Source organism: Bacillus paranthracis, from assembly GCF_001883995.1.
In the GTDB taxonomy this organism is placed as follows: domain Bacteria; phylum Bacillota; class Bacilli; order Bacillales; family Bacillaceae_G; genus Bacillus_A; species Bacillus_A paranthracis.
This window is the reverse complement of record NZ_MACE01000026.1, coordinates 1-25,076: the sequence shown is the minus strand read 5'-3', so window position 1 is coordinate 25,076 and position 25,076 is coordinate 1. Positions and strand designations below refer to the sequence as shown.

22 protein-coding genes and 1 other annotated feature are annotated in these 25,076 nt (G+C 36.1%); of the genes, 7 read left to right on the top strand and 15 right to left on the bottom strand.

What is annotated here, in order from left to right; translation table 11 throughout:
- Positions 1-14: 14 nt before the first annotated feature.
- The 4 genes from lsrB to BAQ46_RS11530 are packed head-to-tail and all read right to left on the bottom strand — an operon-like array spanning position 15 to position 4,472.
- Positions 15-1,058, bottom strand: a complete 1,044-nt coding sequence (gene lsrB / locus BAQ46_RS11545; RefSeq protein ID WP_000823641.1) for an autoinducer 2 ABC transporter substrate-binding protein LsrB — start codon at positions 1,056-1,058, stop codon at positions 15-17.
- Positions 1,055-2,044, bottom strand: a complete 990-nt coding sequence (locus BAQ46_RS11540; RefSeq protein WP_000878511.1) for an ABC transporter permease — start codon at positions 2,042-2,044, stop codon at positions 1,055-1,057. The genes lsrB and BAQ46_RS11540 overlap by 4 nt, the downstream gene beginning before the upstream one ends.
- Positions 2,041-2,994: an ABC transporter permease subunit gene (locus BAQ46_RS11535; protein WP_000827504.1), complete on the bottom strand. Its 954-nt coding sequence runs from the start codon at positions 2,992-2,994 to the stop codon at positions 2,041-2,043. Before BAQ46_RS11535 ends, BAQ46_RS11540 begins: the two co-directional genes overlap by 4 nt.
- Positions 2,991-4,472 carry a sugar ABC transporter ATP-binding protein gene (locus BAQ46_RS11530; RefSeq protein ID WP_071741953.1) on the bottom strand — a complete coding sequence of 494 codons (1,482 nt, stop codon included), beginning with the start codon at positions 4,470-4,472 and terminating at the stop codon, positions 2,991-2,993. Before BAQ46_RS11530 ends, BAQ46_RS11535 begins: the two co-directional genes overlap by 4 nt.
- Positions 4,473-4,669: 197 nt before the next feature.
- Here BAQ46_RS11530 and BAQ46_RS11525 point away from each other — a divergent pair, with 197 nt between their 5' ends.
- The 4 genes from BAQ46_RS11525 to lsrF are packed head-to-tail and all read left to right on the top strand — an operon-like array spanning position 4,670 to position 8,341.
- Positions 4,670-5,602: a sugar-binding transcriptional regulator gene (locus BAQ46_RS11525; RefSeq protein WP_000192720.1), complete on the top strand. Its 933-nt coding sequence runs from the start codon at positions 4,670-4,672 to the stop codon at positions 5,600-5,602.
- A complete protein-coding gene (gene lsrK, locus BAQ46_RS11520; RefSeq protein WP_071741952.1) occupies positions 5,602-7,164 on the top strand; it encodes an autoinducer-2 kinase in 1,563 nt (520 codons plus the stop codon). The genes BAQ46_RS11525 and lsrK overlap by 1 nt, the downstream gene beginning before the upstream one ends.
- Before the next feature lie 25 nt (positions 7,165-7,189).
- The gene (locus BAQ46_RS11515) at positions 7,190-7,552 is read left to right on the top strand and encodes a cupin domain-containing protein (protein WP_000909989.1); all 363 of its coding nucleotides are present in this window, start codon (positions 7,190-7,192) and stop codon (positions 7,550-7,552) included.
- A 6-nt stretch (positions 7,553-7,558) separates the two neighbouring features.
- Positions 7,559-8,341, top strand: coding sequence for a 3-hydroxy-5-phosphonooxypentane-2,4-dione thiolase (gene lsrF, locus BAQ46_RS11510; protein ID WP_000219760.1), 783 nt, complete (start codon positions 7,559-7,561; stop codon positions 8,339-8,341).
- A 99-nt stretch (positions 8,342-8,440) separates the two neighbouring features.
- On the opposite strand, the gene BAQ46_RS11505 is transcribed toward lsrF, so the two are convergent.
- From BAQ46_RS11505 to BAQ46_RS11485, 5 genes are all read right to left on the bottom strand, one after another.
- A complete protein-coding gene (locus BAQ46_RS11505; RefSeq protein ID WP_061130962.1) occupies positions 8,441-8,944 on the bottom strand; it encodes a GNAT family N-acetyltransferase in 504 nt (167 codons plus the stop codon).
- 284 nt (positions 8,945-9,228) lie between these two features.
- Positions 9,229-9,921 carry a nucleotidyltransferase domain-containing protein gene (locus BAQ46_RS11500; protein ID WP_071741951.1) on the bottom strand — a complete coding sequence of 231 codons (693 nt, stop codon included), beginning with the start codon at positions 9,919-9,921 and terminating at the stop codon, positions 9,229-9,231.
- A gap of 69 nt (positions 9,922-9,990) precedes the next feature.
- Positions 9,991-10,317: a heme-degrading monooxygenase HmoA gene (gene hmoA, locus BAQ46_RS11495; protein WP_000469503.1), complete on the bottom strand. Its 327-nt coding sequence runs from the start codon at positions 10,315-10,317 to the stop codon at positions 9,991-9,993.
- Positions 10,318-10,413: 96 nt separating this feature from the next.
- Complete coding sequence (locus tag BAQ46_RS11490) at positions 10,414-11,634, bottom strand: MFS transporter (protein ID WP_000769371.1); 1,221 nt, start codon at positions 11,632-11,634, stop codon at positions 10,414-10,416.
- A gap of 51 nt (positions 11,635-11,685) precedes the next feature.
- Positions 11,686-12,729 (bottom strand): ArsR/SmtB family transcription factor, encoded by a 1,044-nt coding sequence (locus BAQ46_RS11485; protein WP_061184715.1) that lies wholly within the window; start codon positions 12,727-12,729, stop codon positions 11,686-11,688.
- Positions 12,730-12,892: 163 nt separating this feature from the next.
- Here BAQ46_RS11485 and BAQ46_RS11480 point away from each other — a divergent pair, with 163 nt between their 5' ends.
- Positions 12,893-14,086 (top strand): NupC/NupG family nucleoside CNT transporter, encoded by a 1,194-nt coding sequence (locus BAQ46_RS11480; protein WP_000273608.1) that lies wholly within the window; start codon positions 12,893-12,895, stop codon positions 14,084-14,086.
- Between the two features lie 51 nt (positions 14,087-14,137).
- Here the strand turns inward: BAQ46_RS11480 and proA are convergent, their stop codons facing one another.
- Together proA and proB are read right to left on the bottom strand one after the other, a co-directional pair.
- Positions 14,138-15,385, bottom strand: a complete 1,248-nt coding sequence (gene proA / locus BAQ46_RS11475; RefSeq protein ID WP_071741950.1) for a gamma-glutamyl phosphate reductase — start codon at positions 15,383-15,385, stop codon at positions 14,138-14,140.
- Positions 15,386-15,414: 29 nt separating this feature from the next.
- The gene (gene proB / locus BAQ46_RS11470; RefSeq protein WP_000744725.1) at positions 15,415-16,518 is read right to left on the bottom strand and encodes a glutamate 5-kinase; all 1,104 of its coding nucleotides are present in this window, start codon (positions 16,516-16,518) and stop codon (positions 15,415-15,417) included.
- A 145-nt stretch (positions 16,519-16,663) separates the two neighbouring features.
- Positions 16,664-16,874 (bottom strand) — a binding site (T-box leader).
- Between the two features lie 338 nt (positions 16,875-17,212).
- Here proB and proC point away from each other — a divergent pair.
- A complete protein-coding gene (gene proC / locus BAQ46_RS11465) occupies positions 17,213-18,031 on the top strand; it encodes a pyrroline-5-carboxylate reductase (protein WP_000360709.1) in 819 nt (272 codons plus the stop codon).
- 137 nt (positions 18,032-18,168) lie between these two features.
- Here the strand turns inward: proC and BAQ46_RS11460 are convergent, their stop codons facing one another.
- Positions 18,169-19,809, bottom strand: a complete 1,641-nt coding sequence (locus tag BAQ46_RS11460) for a M20/M25/M40 family metallo-hydrolase (RefSeq protein ID WP_000049552.1) — start codon at positions 19,807-19,809, stop codon at positions 18,169-18,171.
- A 75-nt stretch (positions 19,810-19,884) separates the two neighbouring features.
- Positions 19,885-20,634 carry an IclR family transcriptional regulator gene (locus BAQ46_RS11455; RefSeq protein WP_000250772.1) on the bottom strand — a complete coding sequence of 250 codons (750 nt, stop codon included), beginning with the start codon at positions 20,632-20,634 and terminating at the stop codon, positions 19,885-19,887.
- A gap of 267 nt (positions 20,635-20,901) precedes the next feature.
- On the opposite strand from BAQ46_RS11455, the gene BAQ46_RS11445 reads away from it, so the two are divergent.
- The gene (locus tag BAQ46_RS11445) at positions 20,902-22,326 is read left to right on the top strand and encodes an amino acid permease (protein ID WP_000079971.1); all 1,425 of its coding nucleotides are present in this window, start codon (positions 20,902-20,904) and stop codon (positions 22,324-22,326) included.
- Between the two features lie 60 nt (positions 22,327-22,386).
- On the opposite strand, the gene BAQ46_RS11440 is transcribed toward BAQ46_RS11445, so the two are convergent.
- A complete protein-coding gene (locus BAQ46_RS11440; protein ID WP_000916224.1) occupies positions 22,387-23,574 on the bottom strand; it encodes an RtcB family protein in 1,188 nt (395 codons plus the stop codon).
- Between the two features lie 274 nt (positions 23,575-23,848).
- Positions 23,849-24,880: a Delta(5) desaturase DesA gene (gene desA, locus BAQ46_RS11435; protein ID WP_000171516.1), complete on the bottom strand. Its 1,032-nt coding sequence runs from the start codon at positions 24,878-24,880 to the stop codon at positions 23,849-23,851.
- Positions 24,881-25,076: the final 196 nt, after the last annotated feature.

Genomic DNA, 25,076 nt, shown 5'->3' with positions numbered 1-25,076 from the left:
ACGTTTTTTCGTTACTAGAAATTATATTTTTCAATATTATCCTTTGTAAATACAACTCGCTCTGGCAATACGATAATTCCGTTTCCTTCTGCCTCATAATCATATCCTTGAATGGAGTTTGGCTCTACTTTCACTTTTCCAATTCCTTTTACTTCGAAGCTATCCCCTACTTTTAACTTCTTCCCTTTTACAACAATTTCATTTGCTACATACGTTGCGAGTGCACCTTGTTGTTTTACGTCCCATAATCCGAATTGTTGTACAGTTCCTCGTTTTACGTAATCACGCATAACGTTTGGTGTAGAGAAGCCAGTTACGACAACCTTTTTATCCATTTTTAAATTTTCAGCTGCTTGTGCCATTGCCGGAAGTGCCGTTGCATCTGGACAAATGACCGCATTAATATCAGGGTACGTTTTTAAAATATTCTCCCCTACTGACAGAGACTTTTGCGCATTATTTTCACCGTACTGCGTCGTTACAATTTCCCAGTTCGGATATTTCTCTTTAATAATTTCTTTCGCTTTCGTTACCCATTGGTTTTGATCTGTTACTGTTGGGCTAGAATAAAAAAATGCTACTTTCCCTTTATCTCCAATTTGCTTGGAAGTCATTTCTATTAATAAATTAGCAAGTTGGTCTGGTGTTCCTTGGCTTATATAAAAGGAACGATCTTTCGGATTCACATCGGAATCCCATGTTAACACCGTCATCCCTTTTTTCTTAGCACGTTGCAGTGATTGCGATAAACCATCAACTGACGTTGAAGAAACCATAAGTGCATCATAGTTTTGGTTAATGAAATTGTTTATATATTTTACTTGCCCAGATACACTTGCTTCAGACGGTCCATCATATTTCACTTGTACGCCTAGTTTATCTCCCATCTCTTTTGCTCCTTCACCACCTGATGTAAAGAATCCAACTCCTGTTAATTTCGGGATAAATGCAAATTTCACATCATCCGCTTTTTTCTTATCTGCGGTTTGACTAGAACAGGCGATTAAACCGATTAAACACATACATACAATGAATACAATCCCTAGTTTTCTCTTCATGACATTTCCTCCTTATGCAAATTCTTTCTTTTCCCCAGTGTGAATTGATGTAATTTGAAATGTCTCATAATAACTGAAAGAATAAGGATAATACCAATTACTACGTTGGATTGTTCATTTGTTAAACCCGTCATTTGCAAGCCATACTGCATGAGTCCAATGAAAATACTCGCCAGTACAGTACCGATAATGCTTCCTTTTCCCCCTGTAATAAGTGTCCCGCCTAATACGACTGCCGTAATGATTGGTAAAATTGTTTCACTTCCCATATCAGCACGTGCAGAACCGAAATAGGCAGTTAAGAAAGTCCCCCCTAATCCACCTCCTAACCCGGAAAGCATGTAAGCGATGATGACTACTTTTTTCGTTTTAATCCCGGTGTATTTTGCTGTATTTTCGTTCGCACCTGTTAATTTTACATGGCGCCCGTATATAGTTCGGTGAAATAATACAGTACATAAAACTGTTAATACGATCAGTAGCCATAATAAATTCGGTATTCCTATAAAACTACCGTTTGCCAGTTGTACAAATGTGTCAGGTAAACCGCTTATTCCTTCGTACCCAGAAGCACCTGCTCCTCCTGAAATGACGAGTGCAATTCCTCCGTATAAAAACATCGTGCCGAGTGTAACGACGAGTGGTTCTACATCTGTCATTTTTATAATAAGTCCGTTTAAAGCGCCTGCTAAACAACTAATTATTAGAGATATTATGACAGCAAACAAAATAGATATTCCGTTCATCCAAAGTACACCGATCAAGATCGAAGTGAGACCCATTATTGAGCCGACCGATACATCAATTCCTCCTGTTACTATAACGAAAGTCATTGGTATCGCCGCAATTGCGATAAATAGGAAATCATTTGTACTAAAAAGGAGGTTACTAATATTTAAGAAATCACTATTGATTAAACTAAAGAGAATGAATTCTATAAGAAGCAATACAATTAGAACACCTTCCCATCTGTATACATACTTCATAGATTCATCCTCCTTTCTGCCTTCCACTTTTTCATAACGCTATCTAATATGACGATTAGCAATAATAAGAAACCTGAAATAGCATTATTCCAAAATGCTGGTATTTTTAAAAAGACGAGTGAACTGCTTATCGCCTCTAAAAATATCGCTCCTAATGCAGCTCCAACTATAGAACCTGTTCCTCCTTTTAAATGAACCCCCCCTAGTACAGCAGCTGCGATAACCTGTAGTTCTATCCCAGTTCCTGTTTGATTAGGAACGAATCCGATATTCATAACAAATATGCAACCAGCGAGCGCAGCACTTATGCCTGAAATTATAAACGCACATATTTTCACTTTATTAACAGGTATACCAATAAGTCTCGCGCCATCTTCATTATCACCTACCGCATAAAAGTATCTTCCAAATGGCACTTTCCTTAAAAAGAAGTATAGTAGTAGTAAAATAATAAGAACGAACCATACAGTTATAGGTAAACCAAAAATGACGATAGATGACAGCTGCTTAAAATCGTTTGGAATATCTTCAATCCACTTCCCGCCTGTAAAAATTAACATGGCACCCCTAATAATTCCTAACATGCCTAATGTCATAATAATGGCCGGTACCCGAAACTTTGCAACACCAATTCCATTTATAAAACCGAGAATAGCGCCAAGTATAATAGCAGCAAGTATGGACAGAGATGCATGATATCCATCAGTTAACAACATTCCGCAAACTGCTGCACTTAACCCCATGCTTGAACCAACTGATACATCTATATTTTTTGTAAATAAGACGAACGATTGACCGATTGCTAGCACGACTAAAATAACGCTTGATTTCACCATTAAAGATAACGAGTTAAATTGGATAAAACTAGGATTTATCATTCCTACAATAGCTATATAAATTAGTAGTAACGTTATGATAGACGTTTCGTGCATTTTTAGCATGCGTTTCATTCCGCTACACCTCCGTATGCAAGGCGTGTAACTTCATTCACACTCAGTTGTTCTTTTTCCATATGAGAAACAAATCGTCCATTTCTCATTACATATACACGGTTTACTAATTGAACAATTTCTTCAACATCTGAAGAGATTAATAAAATTGCGAGTCCTTCCCTTTTTATTTTTTCGATCGTCTCATAAACTTCAAGCCTTGCTTTCGCATCAATTCCACGAGTCGGCTCATCCAGAATAATAACTTTAGGATTACATGCGAGATACTTTGCAAGCACGACCTTCTGCTGATTACCTCCTGATAAAGATGCCAGTTCTTCATTCATATCCTGTACAACAATTCGGAACTGTTCTATAAACGAATTAACTAAAGCGCTTTCTTTTTCTTGATTTATAAAAAAGCGATTATTTTGCTGTAAACTTGCTGCTGCAATATTTTCTTTAACAGAAGCAATTGGGAAAATGCCATTCCTTGCCCTATCCTCCGGCACATAAACTAGTCCTTCGTCTAGCCTTTTATGCAAAGAACATGTATCAATTGATTTCCCATCTAATAAAATAGACCCTGTTTTTACAGTTTTCAATCCAAATATCGCTTCTGCTAATTCCGTTCTGCCCGATCCAACAATGCCAGCAATACCTACAATCTCACCAGCATGTACAGTGAATGAAATATTTTCGAATGCGTGACCATTTATATCAATCACTTCTAATATTTTTTTCATCCTTGTGGTCTCTTGAACTACTTCTATTTTCTCTTTCTGTTTATACCCTTTTGGCAATAGCCCCTCCATCAGCATGTCATATGTATAGTCACATACATCACCTTGGCTTACAACCATTCCATCACGTAGTATTGCTACTTTGTTGGCAATTTCAAAGATTTCTGGAAAGCGATGCGTAATATAAATCATCCCAATTCCTTTTTCTTGTAAACTTTTCATCAACACAAAAAGACTCTTAATTTCGTGTGTTGTTAATGTCGATGTTGGTTCATCTAGAATAAGAATCTCAGCTTCTCTTATTAATCCTCTAACGATTTCTACTAACTGTTGTTGCGCAATCGATAATGATCCTCCTAGTTCATTAAGGTCAATATCCCACCCTAGACTGTTAATCAATTGCTCAATCTGTACTCTTAATTTCTTTTTCTTTTCTTTTAACCCGATACATATATTTTCTTCAATAGTCATATGCGGAAAAATGAGCGGTTCTTGCGGTATTAAATACATACCTTTTCGGTGTGCTTCTGACGGATTTGAAAACTGTTGCTTCGTTCCTTTTACATATATTTCTCCATCATCATACGAATATAACCCCGTTAATATTTTCATTAATGTTGATTTCCCAGCACCATTCCCTCCAACTAATGCGTATATATCTCCGCGCTCTACTTGAATGTTCACTTCTTTTAATACAAGTTGATTTAAAAACGCCTTACTCATTTTTTTTACTTGTAATAAAGGTACGTTCTCCACATGATGTCACCTGCCTTTATACAGAACATTTTTTGAGAAAATGATTATTTGTTCTACTTGTTTTGTAGCATTGTATATTCCTTTTTTTATATCTAGAACACTTTTTTCTACGTACTATTAATCGCTTCAACTGGAATAAACAAAATATATGGTACATATGTTTAAGCTGTGGTCAATTGTTGAAAGGAATGAAGAGTATGACTCAGCTGAACTTTGAAGAGAATTTATTAACGAAAGTAGCTTGGTACTATTATAAGGACCAATTAACACAACAGGAAATCGCTTCACTTCTTCATATTTCAAGAAATAAAGTCGTCCGGTTATTAGATAAGGCGCGGAGTGAAGGTATCGTTACATTTCACGTAAAAGGGACTGGTTTGCACTGTTTAAGTATTGAGCGTGACTTAATGAAAAAGTTCTACTTAAAAGATGCTTTTATTATCCCGACCCCAGTAAACAATTATCACGATTCTCTCGGAAAAGCTGCTGCACAATATTTAGAAACTCAGCTCCAGCAAGGAGATTTACTCGGTATTGGCTGGGGAGAAACAATTAGCAAAATGCTAGAAAACATTCATTTCGAAAGTTCTATTAATCTCTCAATCGTAACGTTAACAGGCGGAGTAAATCACTATCTCCCGAGAAAACAAAACTATTTACATTACATGCAAGGCGATCTTCACATTATCCCTACGCCGTTTCTAGCGTCTACAACCGAAATGGCACAAAGTATTCTATCAGAACCGAGTGTAAAAGATATGCTTCATGTCGCTTCACTTGCTCATACGGCTGTTGTCGGTATTGGAGGACTATCTCAAGACGCTACGATTGTAAAAAAAGAAAAATTAACATTACGTGAGATGACATATATTCGTAGTCAAAACGGTGCTGGCGATATTTTAGGACAGTTTTATGATACAAATGGCAATTTATTAGAGCTCTCGCATCACAATCGTCTAATTGGCACGCCTCTCTCTATTTTGCGCAATATGAATCATGTCGTCGGTGTTGCTGGAGGTATAGAAAAGATAGATGCAATTTATGGTGCTTTAAAAGGAAAGTTTATTCATACATTAATTACCGATGAGGAAACTGCCCTCTCCTTATTACGAAAGGATGGTGATTGTTAATGTCCCATTTATTAGCTTTCGATGCTGGTACAGGAAGCATTCGAGCAGTTCTTTTTGATTTACATGGGAATCAAACTGCAGTAAGTCAAAAAGAATGGATTCACAAATCTGACCCTCGTTATCCAGGCTCTATGAACTTTGATGTAATAGAAAATTGGAAGCTAGTACGAGAATGCACGAAAGAGGTTCTTCAAAAAAGCAATACCCCTGCCTCTTCTATTCTTGCTATTAGCGCTACAAGTATGCGGGAAGGATTTGTTTTATATAATCAAGATGGGCAAGAAATATGGGCGTGCGCAAATGTTGATGGGCGTGCATCCGCGGAGGTTAGTGAACTAAAAGAAATTCGGTCACACCTTGAAAAAGATTTATATACAAAGTCTGGTCAAACTTTTTCATTAGGTGCTTTACCTCGCCTACTTTGGATAAAAAAACATGAACCCGACGTCTATAATTCTATTCACTCTTTTACAATGTTAAACGATTGGATTTTATATAAACTAAGCGGCGTGCTGCAAATTGATCCTTCAAACGGTTGTACGTCTGGAATCTTTGATTTACAAAATAGAAATTGGGATAACGATGTAGCTAAAGAGTGTGGTATAACTTTACCATTTTCACCAAAAGTAAATGAAGCTGGCACTGTGATTGGTAATGTTACAAAAGAATGTGCAGCATTAACTGGATTACGTGAAGGAATTCCTGTTGTAGCCGGGGGCGGAGATGCTCAAATGGCATCACTCGGAACTGGAGTCGTGAAACCACATCAAACATTAATATGCGGAGGTAGTTTTTGGCAACAAGAAGTGAATGTTACTGAGCCAATACCAGATCCGCATGCTGCGATTCGTATAAATTGTCACGTCGTACGTAACCTATGGCAATATGAAACGATTGCCTTTTTCCCAGGCCTCGTTATGCGCTGGTTTCGAGACGCTTTTTGCCAAGAGGAAAAGAAACTTGCTGACAAACTCGGTGTAGATGCTTATGAATTATTAGAAGAACAAGCAAAAGACGTACCTGTCGGCTCACATGGCATTATCCCTACTTTTTCAAACGTTATGAACTACATTTCTTGGCGTCATGCCGCACCATCTTTTTTAAATTTAAGTTTAGACGCTGACAAATGTGGAAAAAAAGAACTGTTCCGTGCTATTGAAGAAAATGCCGCCTTCGTTACACTTGGAAACTTAAAATTAATAGAAAATCTCACAGGGACATTCCCTTCTGAAGTCGTTTTTGCTGGTGGTGCCGCTAAAGGAAAACTATGGCCACAAATTCTATCAGACGTCCTTGGTATTCCTGTAAAAGTACCTGTTGTGAAAGAAGCAGCTGCTTTAGGAACTGCGATTGCTGCAGGAGTTGGTGCTGGCATATATGCATCTATGGAAGAGACTGCCGAAGAGTTTGTACAGTGGGAGCAAACATTCGAACCAGTAACTGAAAATCACGAACTATATAAAGAGTTCTATGAAACATGGAAAACTGTATATGACAGTCAGCTCGCTTTAGCTGATAAAGGACTCACTTCACATATGTGGATTGCGCCTGGTGCACTGTAACACATTACATAAAGGAGTGGAATGTATGTTAAAAGCGAATGAAAATGACTTCTCCTATCGCTTCGGTGATAACGGGCCGAAATATTTAATACAAGGTCCGAATATTGATCTTGGCCTTGTTGTCATTCAGCCTGGGCAGGAGTTTCAAAACCATTATCATACGACGTGCGAAGAGGTCTTTTATGCATTAGAAGGTGAAATAGATTTCTATGTAAATAACGAAAGAGTTCCAATGAAACAAGGTGACGTCCTGCAAGTTCGTCCTCATGAATCTCACTATCTTATTAACCATTCTGACAAACCTTTTAAAGCGGTTTTTATAAAGTCACCACATTTACCAAATAAAGATACTGTTCAAACGGAAAATCCAACATTAACGAAGGAGTGATTTTGAATGACTTGGGGATTTAAAAATCGATTAAATACAATTTTACCTGATGGTAGAGCGGTTATGTTAGCGATAGATCACGGCTACTTTTTAGGACCAATTCACGGGCTTGAACAACCACTTGAAACAGTTAAAAACTTGCTTCCTTACACAGATTCCCTCTTTTTAACGCGAGGTGTACTTAACTCCTGCATTCCTGAAAATTGCAGTACACCGATGGTTATGCGCGTATCAGGCGGAGCTACTGTCGTCGGTAAAGACTTAGCGAATGAAACAATTGTTACCCCTGTAAAAGAAGCAGTAAAACAAAATGCAATTGGCGTCGGTGTATCTGTTTTCGTCGGATCAGACTATGAAACACAAACAGTTACAAATCTCGCAAATGTAGTTTCAGAAGCTCATGATTATGGTCTGCCAGTACTTGGCATTACCGCAGTTGCAAAAGAACTGCAAAAACGTGAAGCTCGCTTTTTAGCACTTGCTTCCCGTGTATGCGTTGAAATGGGTGCTGACATTATTAAAACGTATTACTGCGAAGGATTCGAAAAAATCACAAGCACTTGCCCTGCCCCAGTCGTTATCGCGGGCGGCCCAAAACTAGATTCAATTGAAGACGCATTAAACATTACGTATAACGCACTGCAAGAAGGTGCAATCGGCGTAGATATGGGCCGCAACATATGGCAATCCGAACATCCAGCTGCGATGATTCAAGCGATACATGGGATTGTGAAAAATGGGTTGAATGTGAAAGAGGCACTCCAATTATATGAGGATGTAAAAAATTAAAACAAACTATTGCATTTAAAGGAAAAGCCCATATGCTAGATTACTGAGTAATCTAACATATGGGCTTTCTTTTACGTTTTTCATTGTTTTGAATTTAATCTATAGATCGCGCACATTCCAAACAATCTCACCGCGTTCGCCAAACGTACTATGATGTCGCTTAAATCCTAACTTCTCTAACACCCGAAAAGACGCAGTATTCCAAGCGCCTACAGTAGACCATAGTCTTTTGCGCCCCGTAGCAATCGCAGCCTCCAATACCGCTGATGCTGCCTCTGTCGCATAACCCATGCGATGAGCACTGCGGAACAACTCGTATGCAATCTCCGGCTCTTCAAGCGTGGAACGACCGATAATTAAGCCACAGTAACCGATGAAATCGCCTTCATCTCGTCTACGAATCGTGAGAAGAGAAATACCATTTTCAGCTGCTATCTTGCGCTTCTCAATAAGATCGTTACGTACAGATTCAACGGTTGGCATTTCCACTCCACGTTCACCAACTAGTTCTCTAAGCCAGACTGCATCGGATTCCTCCCACATATTCAGGTCGAGTCGTTCCGTTTTCAGCTGGAACGCCATCTCTTTAAATTCAGATGTCATAGCGATAACCTCCTATTTATATCACTGTACTACTTATAATCGTTTCGTACTGTACCCTATGGGAAACCTGCTAGATTCTCTAGTTTTTTTGCATTAAGATACATTATTGTTATTTTATGCATAAGCAATTCCTTTGCAAAATAGACCTTGTTATGAAACTTCATTTTAAAAATTTAACTAGATTACACTCTTTTAGTTGCTACTTATACAGTATATGAAATTTATATCAACGATTTTCTCGATATATCGACGATTCAACACAACATATCGATTTACCAACAATATTATTTATGAAGCACCCACTCAATTAACTCAATTGCTGCTTTAATACGGTCCTTCGTATCATCTAAAAATAGTTTATTAAGTAACGCATCTAAATGAATTGGCTTATTCGGTAACGTTTGAATATACTTCAAAACAGATCCAGCTGGAGGTACTGGCTTATTATTAATAGCCCATATTCCTTCTACCAATGTCCAAGTTGACGTATGAACTATGTATGAAGCTTTTAACTCATCATTTGCTTTCAAAGCAGATTGAATTTTAATAAGCGAACTATGCAACCAATGAGAAATGCCTTTCACTTTGTCGCTAGAAACACGATAGTTTTCAAATTCATATGTAGCTATTTCCTTTAACTTTTTTAACTCACCGCTTTTATCAAACAAAATTTTCCCTTCTAGAAATGAGTATAGTTCCATCGGATTGTTTTTAAAGTTTACTTGAATTTGATTAAAATCTGCACCCTTATATTCAACCAAAATACCTTCTCGCGTTTCAGAATGAAATTTCTTCTTTTGTCCGTCTTCTAAAAGAATATAGAAGTCTAAATCAGATTCAGGATATGCATCGCCTCTTGCGACAGATCCAATTAGCATCAATCCATTTACTTTATCTCTAAATACATATTCATTTAAAATTGTTTGTACCAATTTTTTATGTTTTTCATTTGTAATGAATGAAAAACTCTCCATCATTTCCATCCCCCATTACTACAAAAAGAGGATACATGTTAGCATCTACAACATGTATCCTCTACTTATATATTACGACTGTTGATAAGCCGCTTTCGATGATTTCACATAATAAACTGCGTGATCCACATTAATAATATGATCTGGTTTTGGTTTACCACGGCTCGCTCTATGTCCAGCTAAATGTTCTTCACTTGTTTCCCAGTTTTTCCATGCTTCTTCAGATTCCCAGCGAATCATAACGACTACTTCTTCGTCGCCTCGTCTTACTTTTTTCACAAGAACACTCAAGTCGATAAAGCCTTCAAACTTTTCAATAATACCTTCTCCAGTAAAACGTTCTACAACTATATTTGATGTACCTTCTTTTACTGTAAATGTTTTCGTTTCGATAAACATATATCCCACTCCTTCATTGTAATACGAATACTACTATTCTTCTATTATAGTTGATTATGATAATTATTTTCAATTATAAAGTTTAGATTTTTCGAATTATGCTGTTTTCTCTTCAACTGCCCCATCTAAAAATTTGAAATATGGGAGTAAGATTCCGATTAAAGAAGTGACACATATAATTGAACCGATAATAAAGTATAGCGCTCTTACTCCCCACATTTCACTCAATATTCCCCCTACTAACACACCTAACGGCATAGCGGATCGTATGAAAAATAATCGCACTGAAAATACTTGTCCTATCATATTGTTCGGAACTGACTGTTGGCATATCGTTGTGTTATGAACATTGAAAAATGCAATACAAATCCCTGCTATTACTTCAACTATTATTGCAATGATAATACTATGATTGAACCCTAGCGAAATGTATGTGAGCCCCCCTATAAACAATCCTCCAAGCATAAGTATACGCCGGCTTTTATATGTTACTTTTCCGACTAGTATAGATCCAACTACATAGCCAAGTGGGAATCCGGCCATAAAATAACCAAATTCCGCATATCCCGCTGATAGCTCATCTTTTATATAAGGAAGGTTTGTGACCATTGTTACTCCTACTCCAAATTGAACAAAAGTTAGAAATATACCGAGCCAAACGATGATTGGTTTTGTGAAAAAATATGTAAAACCGTGAAGAAACTGTTCTAGCCACGTTTTCCGGATAGGTTGCGACGTTCTATTTTCTTTTATATAAAGTAAGAAAGTGCCACTAACAAATAAACAAATGCATACGAAAGATAACGCAAGTTCTGTGCCAATCAAATGAATGACTACTCCACCTAATACTGGCGCAAGAAACATCATAAGACGAGTCATTCCATCAATGTACGCATTTGCATCTTGAAGTTGTTCTTTTCCTACAATGCTCGGTGTAATTGCTTGACTTGCAGGTGTATAAAGTGGTGTAATAAGTCCCACTACAATTTGAACAACATAAATGTGCCAAACTTCTAAACTACCGGAAACTAACATTATCAAAGGTAATAAGAATACGGACGCTCGTATCCATTGTGAAAAAATCATAATCCACTTCCGACTCCATTTATCAATAAATGGGCCACTGATTAATTGCAGTATGAGTGATGGGATGAAATATAATAGCCACATACTACTTAAAGCCATTTCCGATCCTGTTAACTCATATACTAGAATTGAATTACATAACGTTCCGAACCCCCCTCCTAATTCTGAGATTGCACTACCAATCCACATAAAAAAGAACGAACGATTTTTCAATACATTTTTCAATTTCACACACCAACTTTTCTTTTATATTCCTCCCTTTATGTACATTCTTGTTGTATATTATCTATTTAAAAACGCATCTAATTCTTTCGCTAACGATTGTACTGCTTTCTTTCTTAATACATATTTCCCATCATGTATATCCACTAACTTCGCTGCACGTAACAATTTCAAATGGTGGTGTACAGTCGATTTACCAAGTTGCAATCTTTCTGTAATTTCCTGCAATGTTCGTTCTTTTTCGAACAACATTTTTACAATGCGTAACCTCGCTTCATCTCCAAGAGCTTTATGTTTTTGAACTAAAAAATAGTTCGGTTCATATGGATCTTCAGGATGGATACTTTCGTTTGCAACTGGATAATGAAATACTTTCGTATCTTCAACATCCGCCTCAATATTCCACGGTCTGTACGTTATTTGCGGGATAAGAAGCACGTGATGAACACTTGGTTCTGGCATATAATGAACGCCACCTGTAGCCCACTCGACAAACTCTTCTGGTTTCATCTTTTTATTCATTTCACTCTTTGCTTCATAATCTCGTTTTAATATAGAAAGTATTTCTTCTTCCTCTTTCTGAATAACGCTCTCATACCATCCTGTCATAACAGCAATTAAATGGGATTTTAGCACTTGTACATCAACATCGCATATAAAACGAATATAAGTAGAGAAAAACTGATGTTCTTGTGTCAGTTCCATTAGTTCATGTATTACAGTTACGTTTCCACTTGCCGCTAAAATTCTTTTTTCTTGGTACTTCTCTCCTAAAAACGGTAAACATATATACTTCAAATCTTCTTCTGAAAGTGAATCAATTTTAGCGTGAAACTGCGATACATCGTGAAAATCTTCTTCATACAACAACTGAAGCAATGCTTTCCACGTATTATTTTCTTTGACAAATTGTAAATGCTCTCTCATTTCTTCTGTTAATGATTTCTTAATTTCTTCCCATTCATTTTGACTCTTTTCAAGTGTATCAATTAACCTCTTATGAGTAATTGCTGCAATTCCAAGAGCACATTCGAAAAGTATCGAATATTTCACTTGAACGTTATAAGTTTCCCTCTTTCTACTCGTTATGTGATAGACCTCCATTTTTATCCCTCCTTGTTTGCTATATATTAAATTCTATTTTTATCGAATTTTACCTTCTATATTTTTAGAATCAACAAAATTTTAGTTGAAATACATTCATTCTAAATTAAGGAGAATAGGAGCTTTTTTATATACAAATAATAAGCCTCAAGGAGTTGTTGACATGTATTTCATATTGAATATGTTAGGGATTTTCGTTGTCATATTAATTGTTTACTTATGTTCGCCTAATAAAAAACATATAAAATGGAGACCAATTGTAATTCTCATCATATTGGAGCTTTTTATTACGTGGTTTATGTTAGGCACAAAGCTAGGCAGTATTATCATTAATAAAATTGCTTCATTTTTCAGTTGGCTACTGGCATGTGCGAATGAAGGAATTCGATTTGCATTTCCTTCTGCTATGGAAAATCAAACAATTGATTTCTTCTTTAGCGCATTACTTCCTATCATTTTTGTTATCACGTTCTTTGATATTCTGTCTTACTTTGGAATCTTAACTTGGATTATTGATAAAGTAGGTGCAATTATTTCAAAGATTTCTCGTTTACCAAAGTTAGAAAGCTTCTTTTCGATTCAAATGATGTTTTTAGGGAACACCGAAGCGCTTGCGGTTGTTCGGGATCAATTATCTGTTTTAAAAGAAAATCGTCTGCTGACTTTTGGAATTATGAGTATGAGTAGCGTCAGCGGATCCATTCTTGGTGCTTATTTATCAATGGTTCCAGCAACATATATTTTCAGCGCAATCCCATTAAACTGTATTAACGCATTAATTTTAGCCAATGTATTAAATCCTGTGGAAGTTTCGAAAGAAGAAGATGTTGTTTATTCACCTTCCAAACATGAAAAAAAGGATTTCTTTTCTACTATTTCCAACAGTATGTTAGTCGGGATGAATATGGTTATCGTTATTTTAGCTATGGTAATTGGATATGTAGCTTTAACAGCATGTTTAAATGGGATTTTAGGATTTTTTGTAACGGGTTTAACAATTCAAAAAATCTTCTCTATTATCTTTAGTCCTTTCGCTTTTTTACTCGGTTTATCGGGCAGTGATGCCATGTATGTAGCTGAACTAATGGGGATCAAAATAACGACGAATGAATTTGTTGCAATGATGGATTTAAAATCAAACTTAAAGTCTTTACAACCGCATACGGTTGCGGTTGCCACAACATTTCTAGCTTCTTTTGCTAACTTTAGTACAGTAGGTATGATTTATGGAACTTACAATTCATTATTTGGCGGCGAAAAATCATCAGTCATCGGGAAAAATGTTTGGAAGCTTCTTGTGAGCGGAATGGCTGTTTCCTTATTAAGCGCTATGCTTGTTGGGCTTTTTGTATGGTAAATAATTTTTAAAATAAAAGACACCCAAACGAAAATTGAGTGTCTTTTATTTTTATTTTCGAATTTGTCCATTACCACGAATTATATATTTTGTGGAAGTTAATGCAGGAAGTCCCATTGGTCCCCTTACGTGTAGCTTTTGTGTACTGATGCCAATCTCAGCTCCGAATCCGAATTCAGATCCATCAGTAAAACGAGTTGATGCATTGTGATACAGCGCAGCAGCATCAACAGATACGAAAAATTTGCTGACGTTTTCCTCGTTTTCTGAAATAATCGCTTCAGAATGCATAGATCCATACGTATTTATGTGGTGAATCGCTTCTTCTATAGAAGAAACTAATTTAACTGCTAGCGTGAGAGATAAAAATTCTGTCCCCCAGTCTTCTTCTGAAGCAAGTACAATTGAAGAATCAATTGCCAATGCTTTTTGATCACCACGTAGCTCCACGCCTCTATCCTTCAAAGAAGAAAACAACTCGCTACCATATTGCTCTGCCCACTTCTCATGAAGTACAATCGTTTCAATCGCATTACATACAGATGGACGCTGCGTTTTTGCATTTATAATAATATCAAATGCCATTTGTTTATCCGCTGTTTCATCAATGAAAATATGACAATTTCCCGCACCTGTTTCAAGTACTGGAACAGACGCTTCCCTCACAACAGTATCGATTAATTGTTTGCCACCTCTTGGAATAAGAACGTCTAAATAATCATTCATTGTAAATAACTGCTTCGCACTATCTCGCGTTGTATCTTCTATAAGCTGTACACTTTCTTCTGGTAAGCTTGTTTGTTTGAGCGCTCTGTGAATAACGGCAACAATGGCTTTATTAGAATGAATAGCAGAAGAACTACCACGTAATATGACTGCGTTTCCTGTCTTCAAACAAATAGTAGCAGCATCCACTGTTACATTCGGTCTTGCCTCGTAAATCATCCCAACAACACCAAGTGGTACACGCATTTCCTGAATAGATAGTCCATTTGGCCTTTCCCATGCACTTACACATTCTCCTACAGGATCACGTAATTCAATTAGCTGCTTAATCCCCTCTGTCATATCAATAATACGATTTTCAGTTAGCATAAGACGATCAAGGAGTGAATCCGAAAATCCTTTTGCCTTACCTTCTTCTATATCGCGTTTGTTTTCCTCTAAAATATAAGCTGTTTCACTTATTAATTGATTTGCAATTGCAGCAAGTGCTTCGTTTTTTTGATCCGTATTTTTAAGCACAAGTTCTCCAGCGATTTCTTTCGCTTTTTTTCCCTTTACTAACACTTCATTCATTTTTATTTCCTCCTTTTTGATCCCTCTTCTTAAAGTGAAACCCAATGATCTCTATGGATGACTTCATAACTATGCCTTTCGCCTCTTGCTTGAATATGTTGGCTTTGCATACCTTTTATCTCTCTTAATTCCTCTGCGCTATATGTGCATTGTCCTTTTCCAATTACGCGCCCTTGTTGCGTCATGACTTCTACAACATCGCCAACTTTGAAAAATCCTGACACATTTGTAACACCCGCAGGAAGAAGACTCTTGCCATGCTGAATGATAGCTGTAGTTGCTCCAGCGTCTATTTCAATTTGACCGCTAACAACCGAATGCAAGGCAATCCATTGCTTGTTCATCTTCATTTCTTTTTGAGGGGCATTTCCGACATACGTCCCGTCACCTTTCCCCTTTAAAACATCAACAAATTTCTCTTGTCCACGTCCTGTTCCGATAAATACACTTACTCCAAGAGAGAGTGCTGTTTTTGCAGCATCGATTTTTGATTTCATACCACCAGTCCCAAGTTTTGAGCCAGCATCTCCAGCAAGAGAAGCGATTTCTTCTGTAACTTCAGGAAGGAAATAATATTTTTTCGCATCCTCATTTTTTTGAGGATTTTTATCATATAAACCGTTCACATCTGTAAAAATCATCAGCATATCTGCCGAAACAAGTCCGCTTACTAAAGCTGACAGCATATCATTATCACCGAACGTTAACTCCTCTAAAGAGATGGAATCATTTTCATTAATGATTGGAAGAGCAGAACGGTTTAGTAACTCTCCTAACGTAGCGTATGCGTTACTATATTGTTCTTTTCTAGAAAAATCACTTCTCGTCAGCAAAAGTTGCGCAGTAACGATACCATATTTACGGAATTCCTCCGTGTACGCCTGCATTAACAAACTTTGTCCGACTGCCGCTGCAGCCTGTTTCCCTTTAATTGTTACAGGTCTGCTAGGGTATCCTAGAGCAGAAAAACCTGCAGCAACGGCCCCAGATGTAATTAACAACACTTCATGCCCTTCCTCTTTCAATCGAGCTAATGCGGCAACATGATCTGAAAGTTGTTCTTTAGAAATGCCTCCATGACTATCCGCCAAAGAACTGCTCCCAATCTTTACAACTATTCGCTGTTTCTTCACTTTTTTATCCCCCAAGTCTAAAATCAAAGTTTTTTATACATTACATTTCTATTCATACAGCTTGCAGCGATTTCTATTCTTATGAGTGCTGCACGTAGCCTATTTAAGAGCAAAATAAAAATGACCGCTTCGCCCTTCATAAAATAAAAAGGACGAAACGGTCATTGTTCCGCGGTACCACCTTAATTGATATACATAGATATCCACTTGGTGCCTATAACGCAGGCGAACGCCTAAACTTTCATTTAAGACTCAGGGATAGGTTCGATATATTCTATACGAGGAATCTTTCAGCCGGTGAATTCCACTCTCTTTCGCAAGAAGACATATGTACTATTTCCCTTCAACGATTTTCGGTTTAATTTTTTTATATTATGCGATATAGTTCGATTTAGTGTCAAGAGGTATTTTTAAAAATACATAGAGCTGCGAGTTACTTGTATGAAGTTATTGCCCTACTGAATGAAAATACAAATCAATATAAGTTCAACTCATATTTATAAACATAAACCTTACATTATAGTGTATACATTTACAAAATGTCGAATATAATTAATTTTTATCTTTTCATGTTGCAAAAAGGAATATATTCTCTTAGAATGTTTCTTTATATTGCACAGAGATGTTATTGTTATATTAAGATAATACTTTCGAAATGATATAATTTATTAAAAAGGAGCAAGATTGAATTATTATGGATAAACAAATTGGATTCATCGGATGCGGAAATATGGGGATGGCTATAATTGGCGGGATGCTAAACAAAAAGATAGTGTCTTCAAATAAAATCATGTGTTCAGATTTAAACACAACGAATTTAGAAAATGCTAGTACAAAGTACGGAATAACTATAACTACTGACAACAATGAAGTCGCTAAAAATGCTGATATTTTAATTTTATCAATTAAACCAGACTTATACTCATTAGTAATTAACGAAATTAAAGAAGTAATAAAAAACGATGCTATCATCGTTACGATCGCTGCTGGTAAAAGTATTGAAAGTACTGAAAATGCCTTTAATAAAAAAATAAAAGTTGTACGAGTAATGCCTAATACTCCTGCTCTTGTTGGAGAAGGAATGTCAGCATTATGTCCGAATGAAATGGTGACAGAAAAAGATTTAGAAGATGTGCTAAACATTTTCAATAGTTTTGGTCAATCAGAGATTGTAAGTGAAAAGTTAATGGATGTTGTAACATCTGTAAGTGGCTCTTCACCAGCATACGTATATATGATAATAGAAGCGATGGCAGATGCTGCTGTACTAGATGGTATGCCAAGAAATCAAGCATATAAATTCGCAGCTCAAGCTGTATTAGGATCTGCAAAGATGGTACTAGAAACAGGCATACATCCTGGTGAATTGAAAGATATGGTTTGTTCTCCTGGGGGAACAACGATAGAAGCTGTAGCTACATTAGAGGAAAAAGGTTTACGAACAGCTATCATTTCAGCTATGCAACGTTGTACACAAAAGTCTGTTGAACTATCTGGTCAAACGAAAAAGTAAAACTATAAAAGAGATCACATTAGTTATGAATTTAATTAGAAATGCACTACATGATAAACGGCCAAACTCGAATTTACTTGAGTTTGGCCGTTTTAGCTATTAATTATATTAAAATAATTTACCTTTTCCCTTCCCTACTATACTTGTGTAATTTTATTAGAAACAAGTAATTTTTCAATGCAAATCGGTAACATATCTAATAGCGTTTCAAATGCGTAATTTACATCTAGACGTTCTGTCCATTGATGTGCATCTTTTCCTACCGGCCCCATATTTAATACTGGAACGTCAAATTCTTCTAGTTCCTGAAGTGGAATTGAGTAACCTTTATCCCATAATGGCATATTGTCTACAAGTGAACTCATTGAATGTAATGGATTTTGTAAGCCCACGTAGCTTAAATCTGAAATTCCTCCAAAATAGTTTTGGTTTTCAAATGAAATATTATGATTGAAGTGTGCATACTTTTCCATCTCTCCAACTACCTCTTTAATTAACTGGTTGTTGCGTGAACTTACGGCTGGATAATATGGCGGAGCAAAGAAAAGCACAATCATCGGCGCCTTTTCTTTACATAAAATAGCTAGTTTATCTACTAAATCAATCGTTACCGCACGATCATCTTTACCTTCTCTATTTTTAATAATGCTAGATTGAATTTCATTTATTTTCTCTTGCCCATGTTGTTCAATTGCATAAGTGATAAGCTCTTCATACGTTAATACATTCACCTTCATATTAGGCGGTATAAACGGATTATATTTAGAAAAACGATATGCTTGCTTTTCATATTGCTCTTCTATTTTTTCTGCTACTTTCGTTACTTTTTGACGCAGCAATGAAACGACATCTGTCATTGATTTTTCTAGTAAAAACAAATTAAATAATGTGACTGCGCGATGCGGAATTTGTACAGAATACTCCTCCTTTAAGTCCCTTTGAAGTAAGTTAGTTGGCGGAGGACTCGCTTCCCCTTCTACAATATCACAAAGGTCTGTATTCAACTCTAATTCTGCTGTTATTAATGAAGCCATATAACTCCCATTTAAGCCTGCAAAAGGTTCACCTACATGGGTCTCTTTTCCGTAGCAAAGAAAACCAGGTAACACTTTACCAATAGAACCAGTATAAATATATTTCTTTTGATCACCAGGGTGCCTTGAAAACATAGGCTCTGAATTTAGTACCGTTTTATACTCTAAATCATGTTCTCTTGCTAAATCTAGTAATCTTGGGACAGCAGCTCTCATCCCTACAGAGTTTACTTCTTCATCTGGTACAGCCAATAAAAGAACATTCCCATCAAATCTTCCTTCACAAGCTTGCTCAATCATTGCCATTTGTAACGTGAGGCCGCATTTCATATCCATTGTTCCTCTACCAAACAGCCAATCTCCATGTTCTATATCTTCACGTACATGGTCTGGAAGCTCATCTTTATGAGAATAAAACATAGACGTTAACTTTTTAGGATTGAATGCATCTTCTTTCCACACTCCATAATCTTGTACATCTACAACATCAAAGTGACTTACTAAAATTACGGTATTTTTTGTACGATCGCTTTTCTTTACTAGTGCTGTAACAAAATATCGTCCGTCCCCAGTCGGATTTTTTTGCAAATGGTGCGGATTTTCTTTGAAGTACTGTAAATCAGATAATTGTTCCACAACGAAGTCTGGCAATATCACTTCAGCTTCTGTACCTGTAATACTAGGAATTTCAACAAGACTGCTTAATAATTGAATCAATTGTTCTTTTGATTGCCACTTTGACATATAAATCCCCCTATTTTTCCGCATTATGAAAATGAATTCCAGTATATGAATAAAAAATGACGACAGTTATCAAAATTATAGTTCTGATGTACTGCCGATTTTTATTGATATTTCATGTGCTGCTTGTTTTACCTTACTAATAAGAAAAGATAGTCGATCATCATTAATGCGATGACTAATTAACCCAACACTTAATGCTCCTACTACTTTATGATTAAATCCGATAATAGGTGCAGCTACTGAAGCTGTCCCTTCTGTTTTTTCTCCATAACTGACAGCATATCCTTCGTTTCTTATTTGCTTTATTTGATCAAGAAGAATTTGCTTTTGTTCTGGTAAAGCAGAAAGTAGTTGCTCAACAATATATTCCATTTCATTCTGTTTCATATTGGCAAGCATCGTTTTATTTGCAGCACCAATTGAAAGAGGAATCTGTTCCCCTAAGTTATCAATAACTCGAATTTTTAAAGGGCTATCCATTCTTTCAATAATAATAGAATGTGTTCCATTTGGAATGTTCAAATAAACACTTTCTTCCACTTCATAGGCCAATCGTTTCATTACTTCTCTTGCGACTGATCTGTAGTCTACCTTCTCCAATTGTCGTAATCCTATTTCCATCCACATTGGTCCAATTTTGTACTGTTTCGTCTCTGAAATTTGTGTAACTAGCCCATGCTCGATTAGAGAGTTAAGTAATCTATGTACTGTACTAACTGGGAGATGTGTTCTGTCCGCTATATCAGAAATGGCCCAATACTCTTTTTCATTAGTAGAATTTAATAACTTTATAATACTTATCGCTCGATCAATGGACTGTACCATAACTCACCTCTACTTCACTTGTAATATGTTAGCACGCTCAATTACCTATCAATTTAACAAACATTCGAAATGAAATCAATCTATTTATTCAATTTTCTAAAAATAAAAATTTGTTGCGAACAATAATTTGAAAGCGTAAACAAAAAAATATTGACTTTTCTTTTTAATTATCTGAAAATTATAACAAGATTTCACATCACGGAATATATTCCACAATACGGAAAAACATCAAAATTTATGCTATCAACTACGAAAGTGAGGAAAACAATGGCGCAAGTAAATAATACAAACAATGAATTAAAACGTACGATGAAAAGTAGACACTTATTCATGATTGCACTCGGTGGCGTGATTGGAACGGGATTATTTAACGGATCTGGTTTTATTATAAGTCAGGCTGGACCTGGTGGATCCGTACTTGCCTTTATGGCCGGGGGATTATTAATGTATTTCGTTATGCTATGTCTTGGTGAACTCGCTGTAGCCATGCCTGTTTCGGGGTCTTTCCAGGAATATGCCACTAAGTTTATCAATCCTGCAACTGGCTTTACAATCGGATGGTTGTATTGGTTAAGCTGGGCGAATACGACCGGCCTTGAATTTACAACTGCTGGCATTACAATGCAGCGCTGGTTTCCTGATATTCCTGTTTGGGTTTGGTGTTTAATATTTGGAGTTACAATCTTCACGATTAACGCATTATCTGCTCGTAGTTATGCAGAAACAGAATTTTGGTTTTCAAGTATAAAAGTATCTGCCATTATCGCTTTTATTATTCTTGGTGGCGCCGCTATGTTCGGTTTTATTGATTTAAAAGGCGACGAACCAGCACCGCTATTATCAAATTTCGTGAATCATGGTGGTTTATTTCCAAATGGACTTGCAGCTATTCTATTAACAATGGTTACAGTCAATTATTCCTTCCAGGGTACAGAACTTGTCGGAATCGCTGCAGGTGAAAGTGAAGATCCAGCAAAAACTTTACCTCGTTCTATTAGAAATATTATATGGCGTACGATGTTTTTCTTCGTCTTAGCAATCTTTGTTCTTGTTGCTTTAATTCCTTGGGAAGAAGCAGGATTAACAAAAAGCCCGTTCGTTGCCGTTTTTGATAATATCGGTATTCCCTATGCGGCTGATATTATGAACTTTGTTATTCTTACTGCTGTTCTTTCTGTCGCAAACTCAGGACTATACGCGGCAACTCGTATGCTTTGGTCATTATCCAAAAATGAAATGGCTCCAGCCTTTTTAAAGAAATTATCATCACGAGGAATACCTTTGAATGCTTTAATTATGACAATTGCTATTTCTGCTTTTTCTCTTTTAACAAGCGTTGTAGCTGCTGAAACGGTTTACTTATGGCTCATTTCCATTTCTGGAGTTATAACAATCATTGTTTGGATGTCAATTTGTGTCTCTCAATTCTTTTTCCGTAAACATTATGTAGCAGACGGCGGAAAATTAGAAGACTTAAAGTTCAAAACGCCACTTTATCCACTTGTACCAATACTTGGTTTTGGATTGTATGGCATTATATTAATCAGTCTAATCTTTATCCCAGAACAACGTCTAGGAATCTATTGCACTGTACCATTTATCATCTTTTGCTACACGTACTATCACTTTAAAGTGAAGAAAAGAATTTCTACTAACACTAATAGTGAAACTAAAATTAGCGAGACGATGTAATACCCTGCTTATCTAAAAGATCGCACATGGATTCCACTTCATGTGCGGTCTTTTATCATTTTAATTCGCTTTAAAATTATATAATGGCTTAATAATATGCTTTATATCTATTGTCTCTTTCGTATTTTCGATAATTTCATTCATTGGCTTGTATACCATTGGTGCCTCATCAATTGTGCTCTCTGCTACCGATGTAGTCCAAACTTCTGTCATCGTATTATGGAAGTCCTCTAGACTCAATAATTCTTTAGCCTTCTTACGACTCATGATACGTCCTGCCCCATGCGGACCAGAAAAATTCCAGTCTGGATTACCTTTACCAAATGCAATAATTGAACCATCTCTCATGTTAATTGGAATAATGACTCGTTCATCTTTCTGAGCTGAAATAGCACCTTTTCGTAGAATCATATTTTCTATGTCTATATAGTTATGTATTGTAGTAAATTGATCGGTTACTTTCCAGTCCATTTTCGTAACAATTTCATCAATCATTGCTTTACGATTTAACGCAGCATACTTTTGAGCAATATTCATGTCATTCATATAATCTTTGAATCCCTGTCCTTCTAAATAAGCTAATTCTTTTCGAATATTAGGCTTCCTTATTCCACGTAAAGTTTCTTGTATTTCTTTTTCTCTCCCCTCTTTCATTAATCTCTTAATAATCTCATCTTTCATTGATGTAACATCAATGAGTTGTTCATATGCGAAGTTCTGATAATACTCTGCTATTTGCTTTCCTAAATTACGAGAACCACTATGAATGACAATATATACATTCCCTTTATCGTCTTCATTTAGTTCGATGAAATGATTCCCTCCTCCAAGAGTACCTATACTTTTTTGAGCGCGTTGTAATGTAAATGGTGCTCTCACACCATCAAAATCAATCATTTTTGAGAATCGATGTTCTTTATCTCGGATACGAAAACCACTTGGAACGAATTTACGAATTGTTTCGTCTAAATAATCGAAATTAATTTCTTCTTTTTTCTTATCAATTACAACAACTTCCATACCACAACCAATGTCTACCCCTACAAGATTAGGAACGATTTTATCTTGTATTGTCATTGTTGTCCCAATCGTACACCCTGCTCCCGCATGTGTATCTGGCATAATACGAATTTGACTATCCTTTACAAATTCTTGGTTACAAAGATCAATAATCTGCCCTGTCGCAGTCTCATCAACGTTATTCGTAAATACTTTCGCTTCATTGTATTTTCCTTGTAATTTCAACATCTTTCATTTCCCCTTCCTTTTGAAAGAATTATTTTATTACGTTGTTTCTGTTCTCATCATTACTCTCATCCACCTTCTGCTTTCCATTATATATGTATGATATCCTTCACAATAATAAAAAATAATGATGTTTTATCTTGTTTACATAATATGATTATCATATTCTTGAATTTATACCTACATATGAGTATTCCACGTCCTCAATATCCGTTATATATAACAAAAACTCCCCTTACATCGTTAATCATTAAGGGGAGTTTTATAGCCGATGAAATTATAGTTCCGATTTCACCCGAACAGAAACATTATTTTTAATTATATTTTTTACATCTTTAAAGCTAACAAAATTGTTACTTTTCTCATCCCACAGACGGAAACGTAGTGATTGTAAGCTTGTAGCAAGTGTAATTGTTGGTACATTTTTTAACGGAAGCGTATTATTGTGTGCCTCTTCTAGTTTATAGTTAGGTACTCTTGGGCTTAAATGGTGAACATGATGGAATCCAATATTACCAGTTAAGAATTGCAAGATTTTTGGAAGTTTATAAAATGAACTTCCTTCCACTGCGGCTTTCACATATTCCCAATCTTTATCCTCTTCAAAATAAGAATCCTCAAATGTGTGCTGTACGTAAAACAGCCAAATTCCTACTGAACCTGCAATTAAGAATATCGTACCATGTACTAATAGGAACGATTGCCATCCTATTGCCCAGCAAAGTATTGCTACTACAGCAACGATAATAATATTCGTCAAATACGTATTCATACGCTCTTTCTGTCTTGCACCTTTTCGGTTAAATCTATTTTTAAGCAAGAAAACATAAATCGGACCTAATCCAAACATAACGAATGGATTGCGATATAAACGATATGCTAAACGAAGTCTAAATGGTGCAGCTACATATTCATCGACTGTAAGCGTCCAAATATCTCCTGTACCTCGCTTATCTAAATTACCACTTGTAGCGTGATGAATCGCATGCTCATGCCCCCATTGATCAAATGGGAATAACGTTAACACACCCATACATGTACCTACTATTCTATTTGCACGTCGACTTTTAAAGAATGAATAATGGGTACAATCATGAAAAATTATGAAAATTCGCGTCATAAAACCAGCAGCTAACAAAGATGGAACTAATGCTAACAGATAAGAAACAGACAAACTTTTATAAGCGAGATACCATAAAACAACAAATGGCACGACTGTGTTAATAAGTTGCCACACACTTTTTTTAATTGTTGATTTTTCATATGGAGCAACTTGTTTTTTTAAATTTTTAGTATTTTCTAATGTCATTTTACTAATTCCTTTCCTTTTTGTTGCTAATTCATATTATAGCATACTATTAGTATCAGGTGTTAAAAGTAGATGTAATAAATATTATATACTATAAAAATCTCTTTTTTCTTACTCAATACTTACAAATTACTTACGCTCAAAATAGCGCTATAATTGAACAGATTGAGCATTTTATTTATCAAATACATTTCCA

Excerpts from the sequence above, each read along its gene's own strand:
- lsrB (WP_000823641.1), bottom strand. The coding sequence starts at position 1,058 with ATGAAGAGAAAACTAGGGATTGTATTCATTGTATGTATGTGTTTAATC.
- BAQ46_RS11540 (WP_000878511.1), bottom strand. The coding sequence starts at position 2,044 with ATGAAGTATGTATACAGATGGGAAGGTGTTCTAATTGTATTGCTTCTT.
- BAQ46_RS11535 (WP_000827504.1), bottom strand. The coding sequence starts at position 2,994 with ATGAAACGCATGCTAAAAATGCACGAAACGTCTATCATAACGTTACTA.
- BAQ46_RS11525 (WP_000192720.1), top strand. The coding sequence starts at position 4,670 with ATGACTCAGCTGAACTTTGAAGAGAATTTATTAACGAAAGTAGCTTGG.
- lsrK (WP_071741952.1), top strand. The coding sequence starts at position 5,602 with ATGTCCCATTTATTAGCTTTCGATGCTGGTACAGGAAGCATTCGAGCA.
- BAQ46_RS11515 (WP_000909989.1), top strand. The coding sequence starts at position 7,190 with ATGTTAAAAGCGAATGAAAATGACTTCTCCTATCGCTTCGGTGATAAC.
- lsrF (WP_000219760.1), top strand. The coding sequence starts at position 7,559 with ATGACTTGGGGATTTAAAAATCGATTAAATACAATTTTACCTGATGGT.
- BAQ46_RS11505 (WP_061130962.1), bottom strand. The coding sequence starts at position 8,944 with ATGACATCTGAATTTAAAGAGATGGCGTTCCAGCTGAAAACGGAACGA.
- BAQ46_RS11500 (WP_071741951.1), bottom strand. The coding sequence starts at position 9,921 with ATGATGGAGAGTTTTTCATTCATTACAAATGAAAAACATAAAAAATTG.
- hmoA (WP_000469503.1), bottom strand. The coding sequence starts at position 10,317 with ATGTTTATCGAAACGAAAACATTTACAGTAAAAGAAGGTACATCAAAT.
- BAQ46_RS11485 (WP_061184715.1), bottom strand. The coding sequence starts at position 12,729 with ATGGAGGTCTATCACATAACGAGTAGAAAGAGGGAAACTTATAACGTT.
- BAQ46_RS11480 (WP_000273608.1), top strand. The coding sequence starts at position 12,893 with ATGTATTTCATATTGAATATGTTAGGGATTTTCGTTGTCATATTAATT.
- proA (WP_071741950.1), bottom strand. The coding sequence starts at position 15,385 with ATGAATGAAGTGTTAGTAAAGGGAAAAAAAGCGAAAGAAATCGCTGGA.
- proC (WP_000360709.1), top strand. The coding sequence starts at position 17,213 with ATGGATAAACAAATTGGATTCATCGGATGCGGAAATATGGGGATGGCT.
- BAQ46_RS11460 (WP_000049552.1), bottom strand. The coding sequence starts at position 19,809 with ATGTCAAAGTGGCAATCAAAAGAACAATTGATTCAATTATTAAGCAGT.
- BAQ46_RS11455 (WP_000250772.1), bottom strand. The coding sequence starts at position 20,634 with ATGGTACAGTCCATTGATCGAGCGATAAGTATTATAAAGTTATTAAAT.
- BAQ46_RS11445 (WP_000079971.1), top strand. The coding sequence starts at position 20,902 with ATGGCGCAAGTAAATAATACAAACAATGAATTAAAACGTACGATGAAA.
- BAQ46_RS11440 (WP_000916224.1), bottom strand. The coding sequence starts at position 23,574 with ATGTTGAAATTACAAGGAAAATACAATGAAGCGAAAGTATTTACGAAT.
- desA (WP_000171516.1), bottom strand. The coding sequence starts at position 24,880 with ATGACATTAGAAAATACTAAAAATTTAAAAAAACAAGTTGCTCCATAT.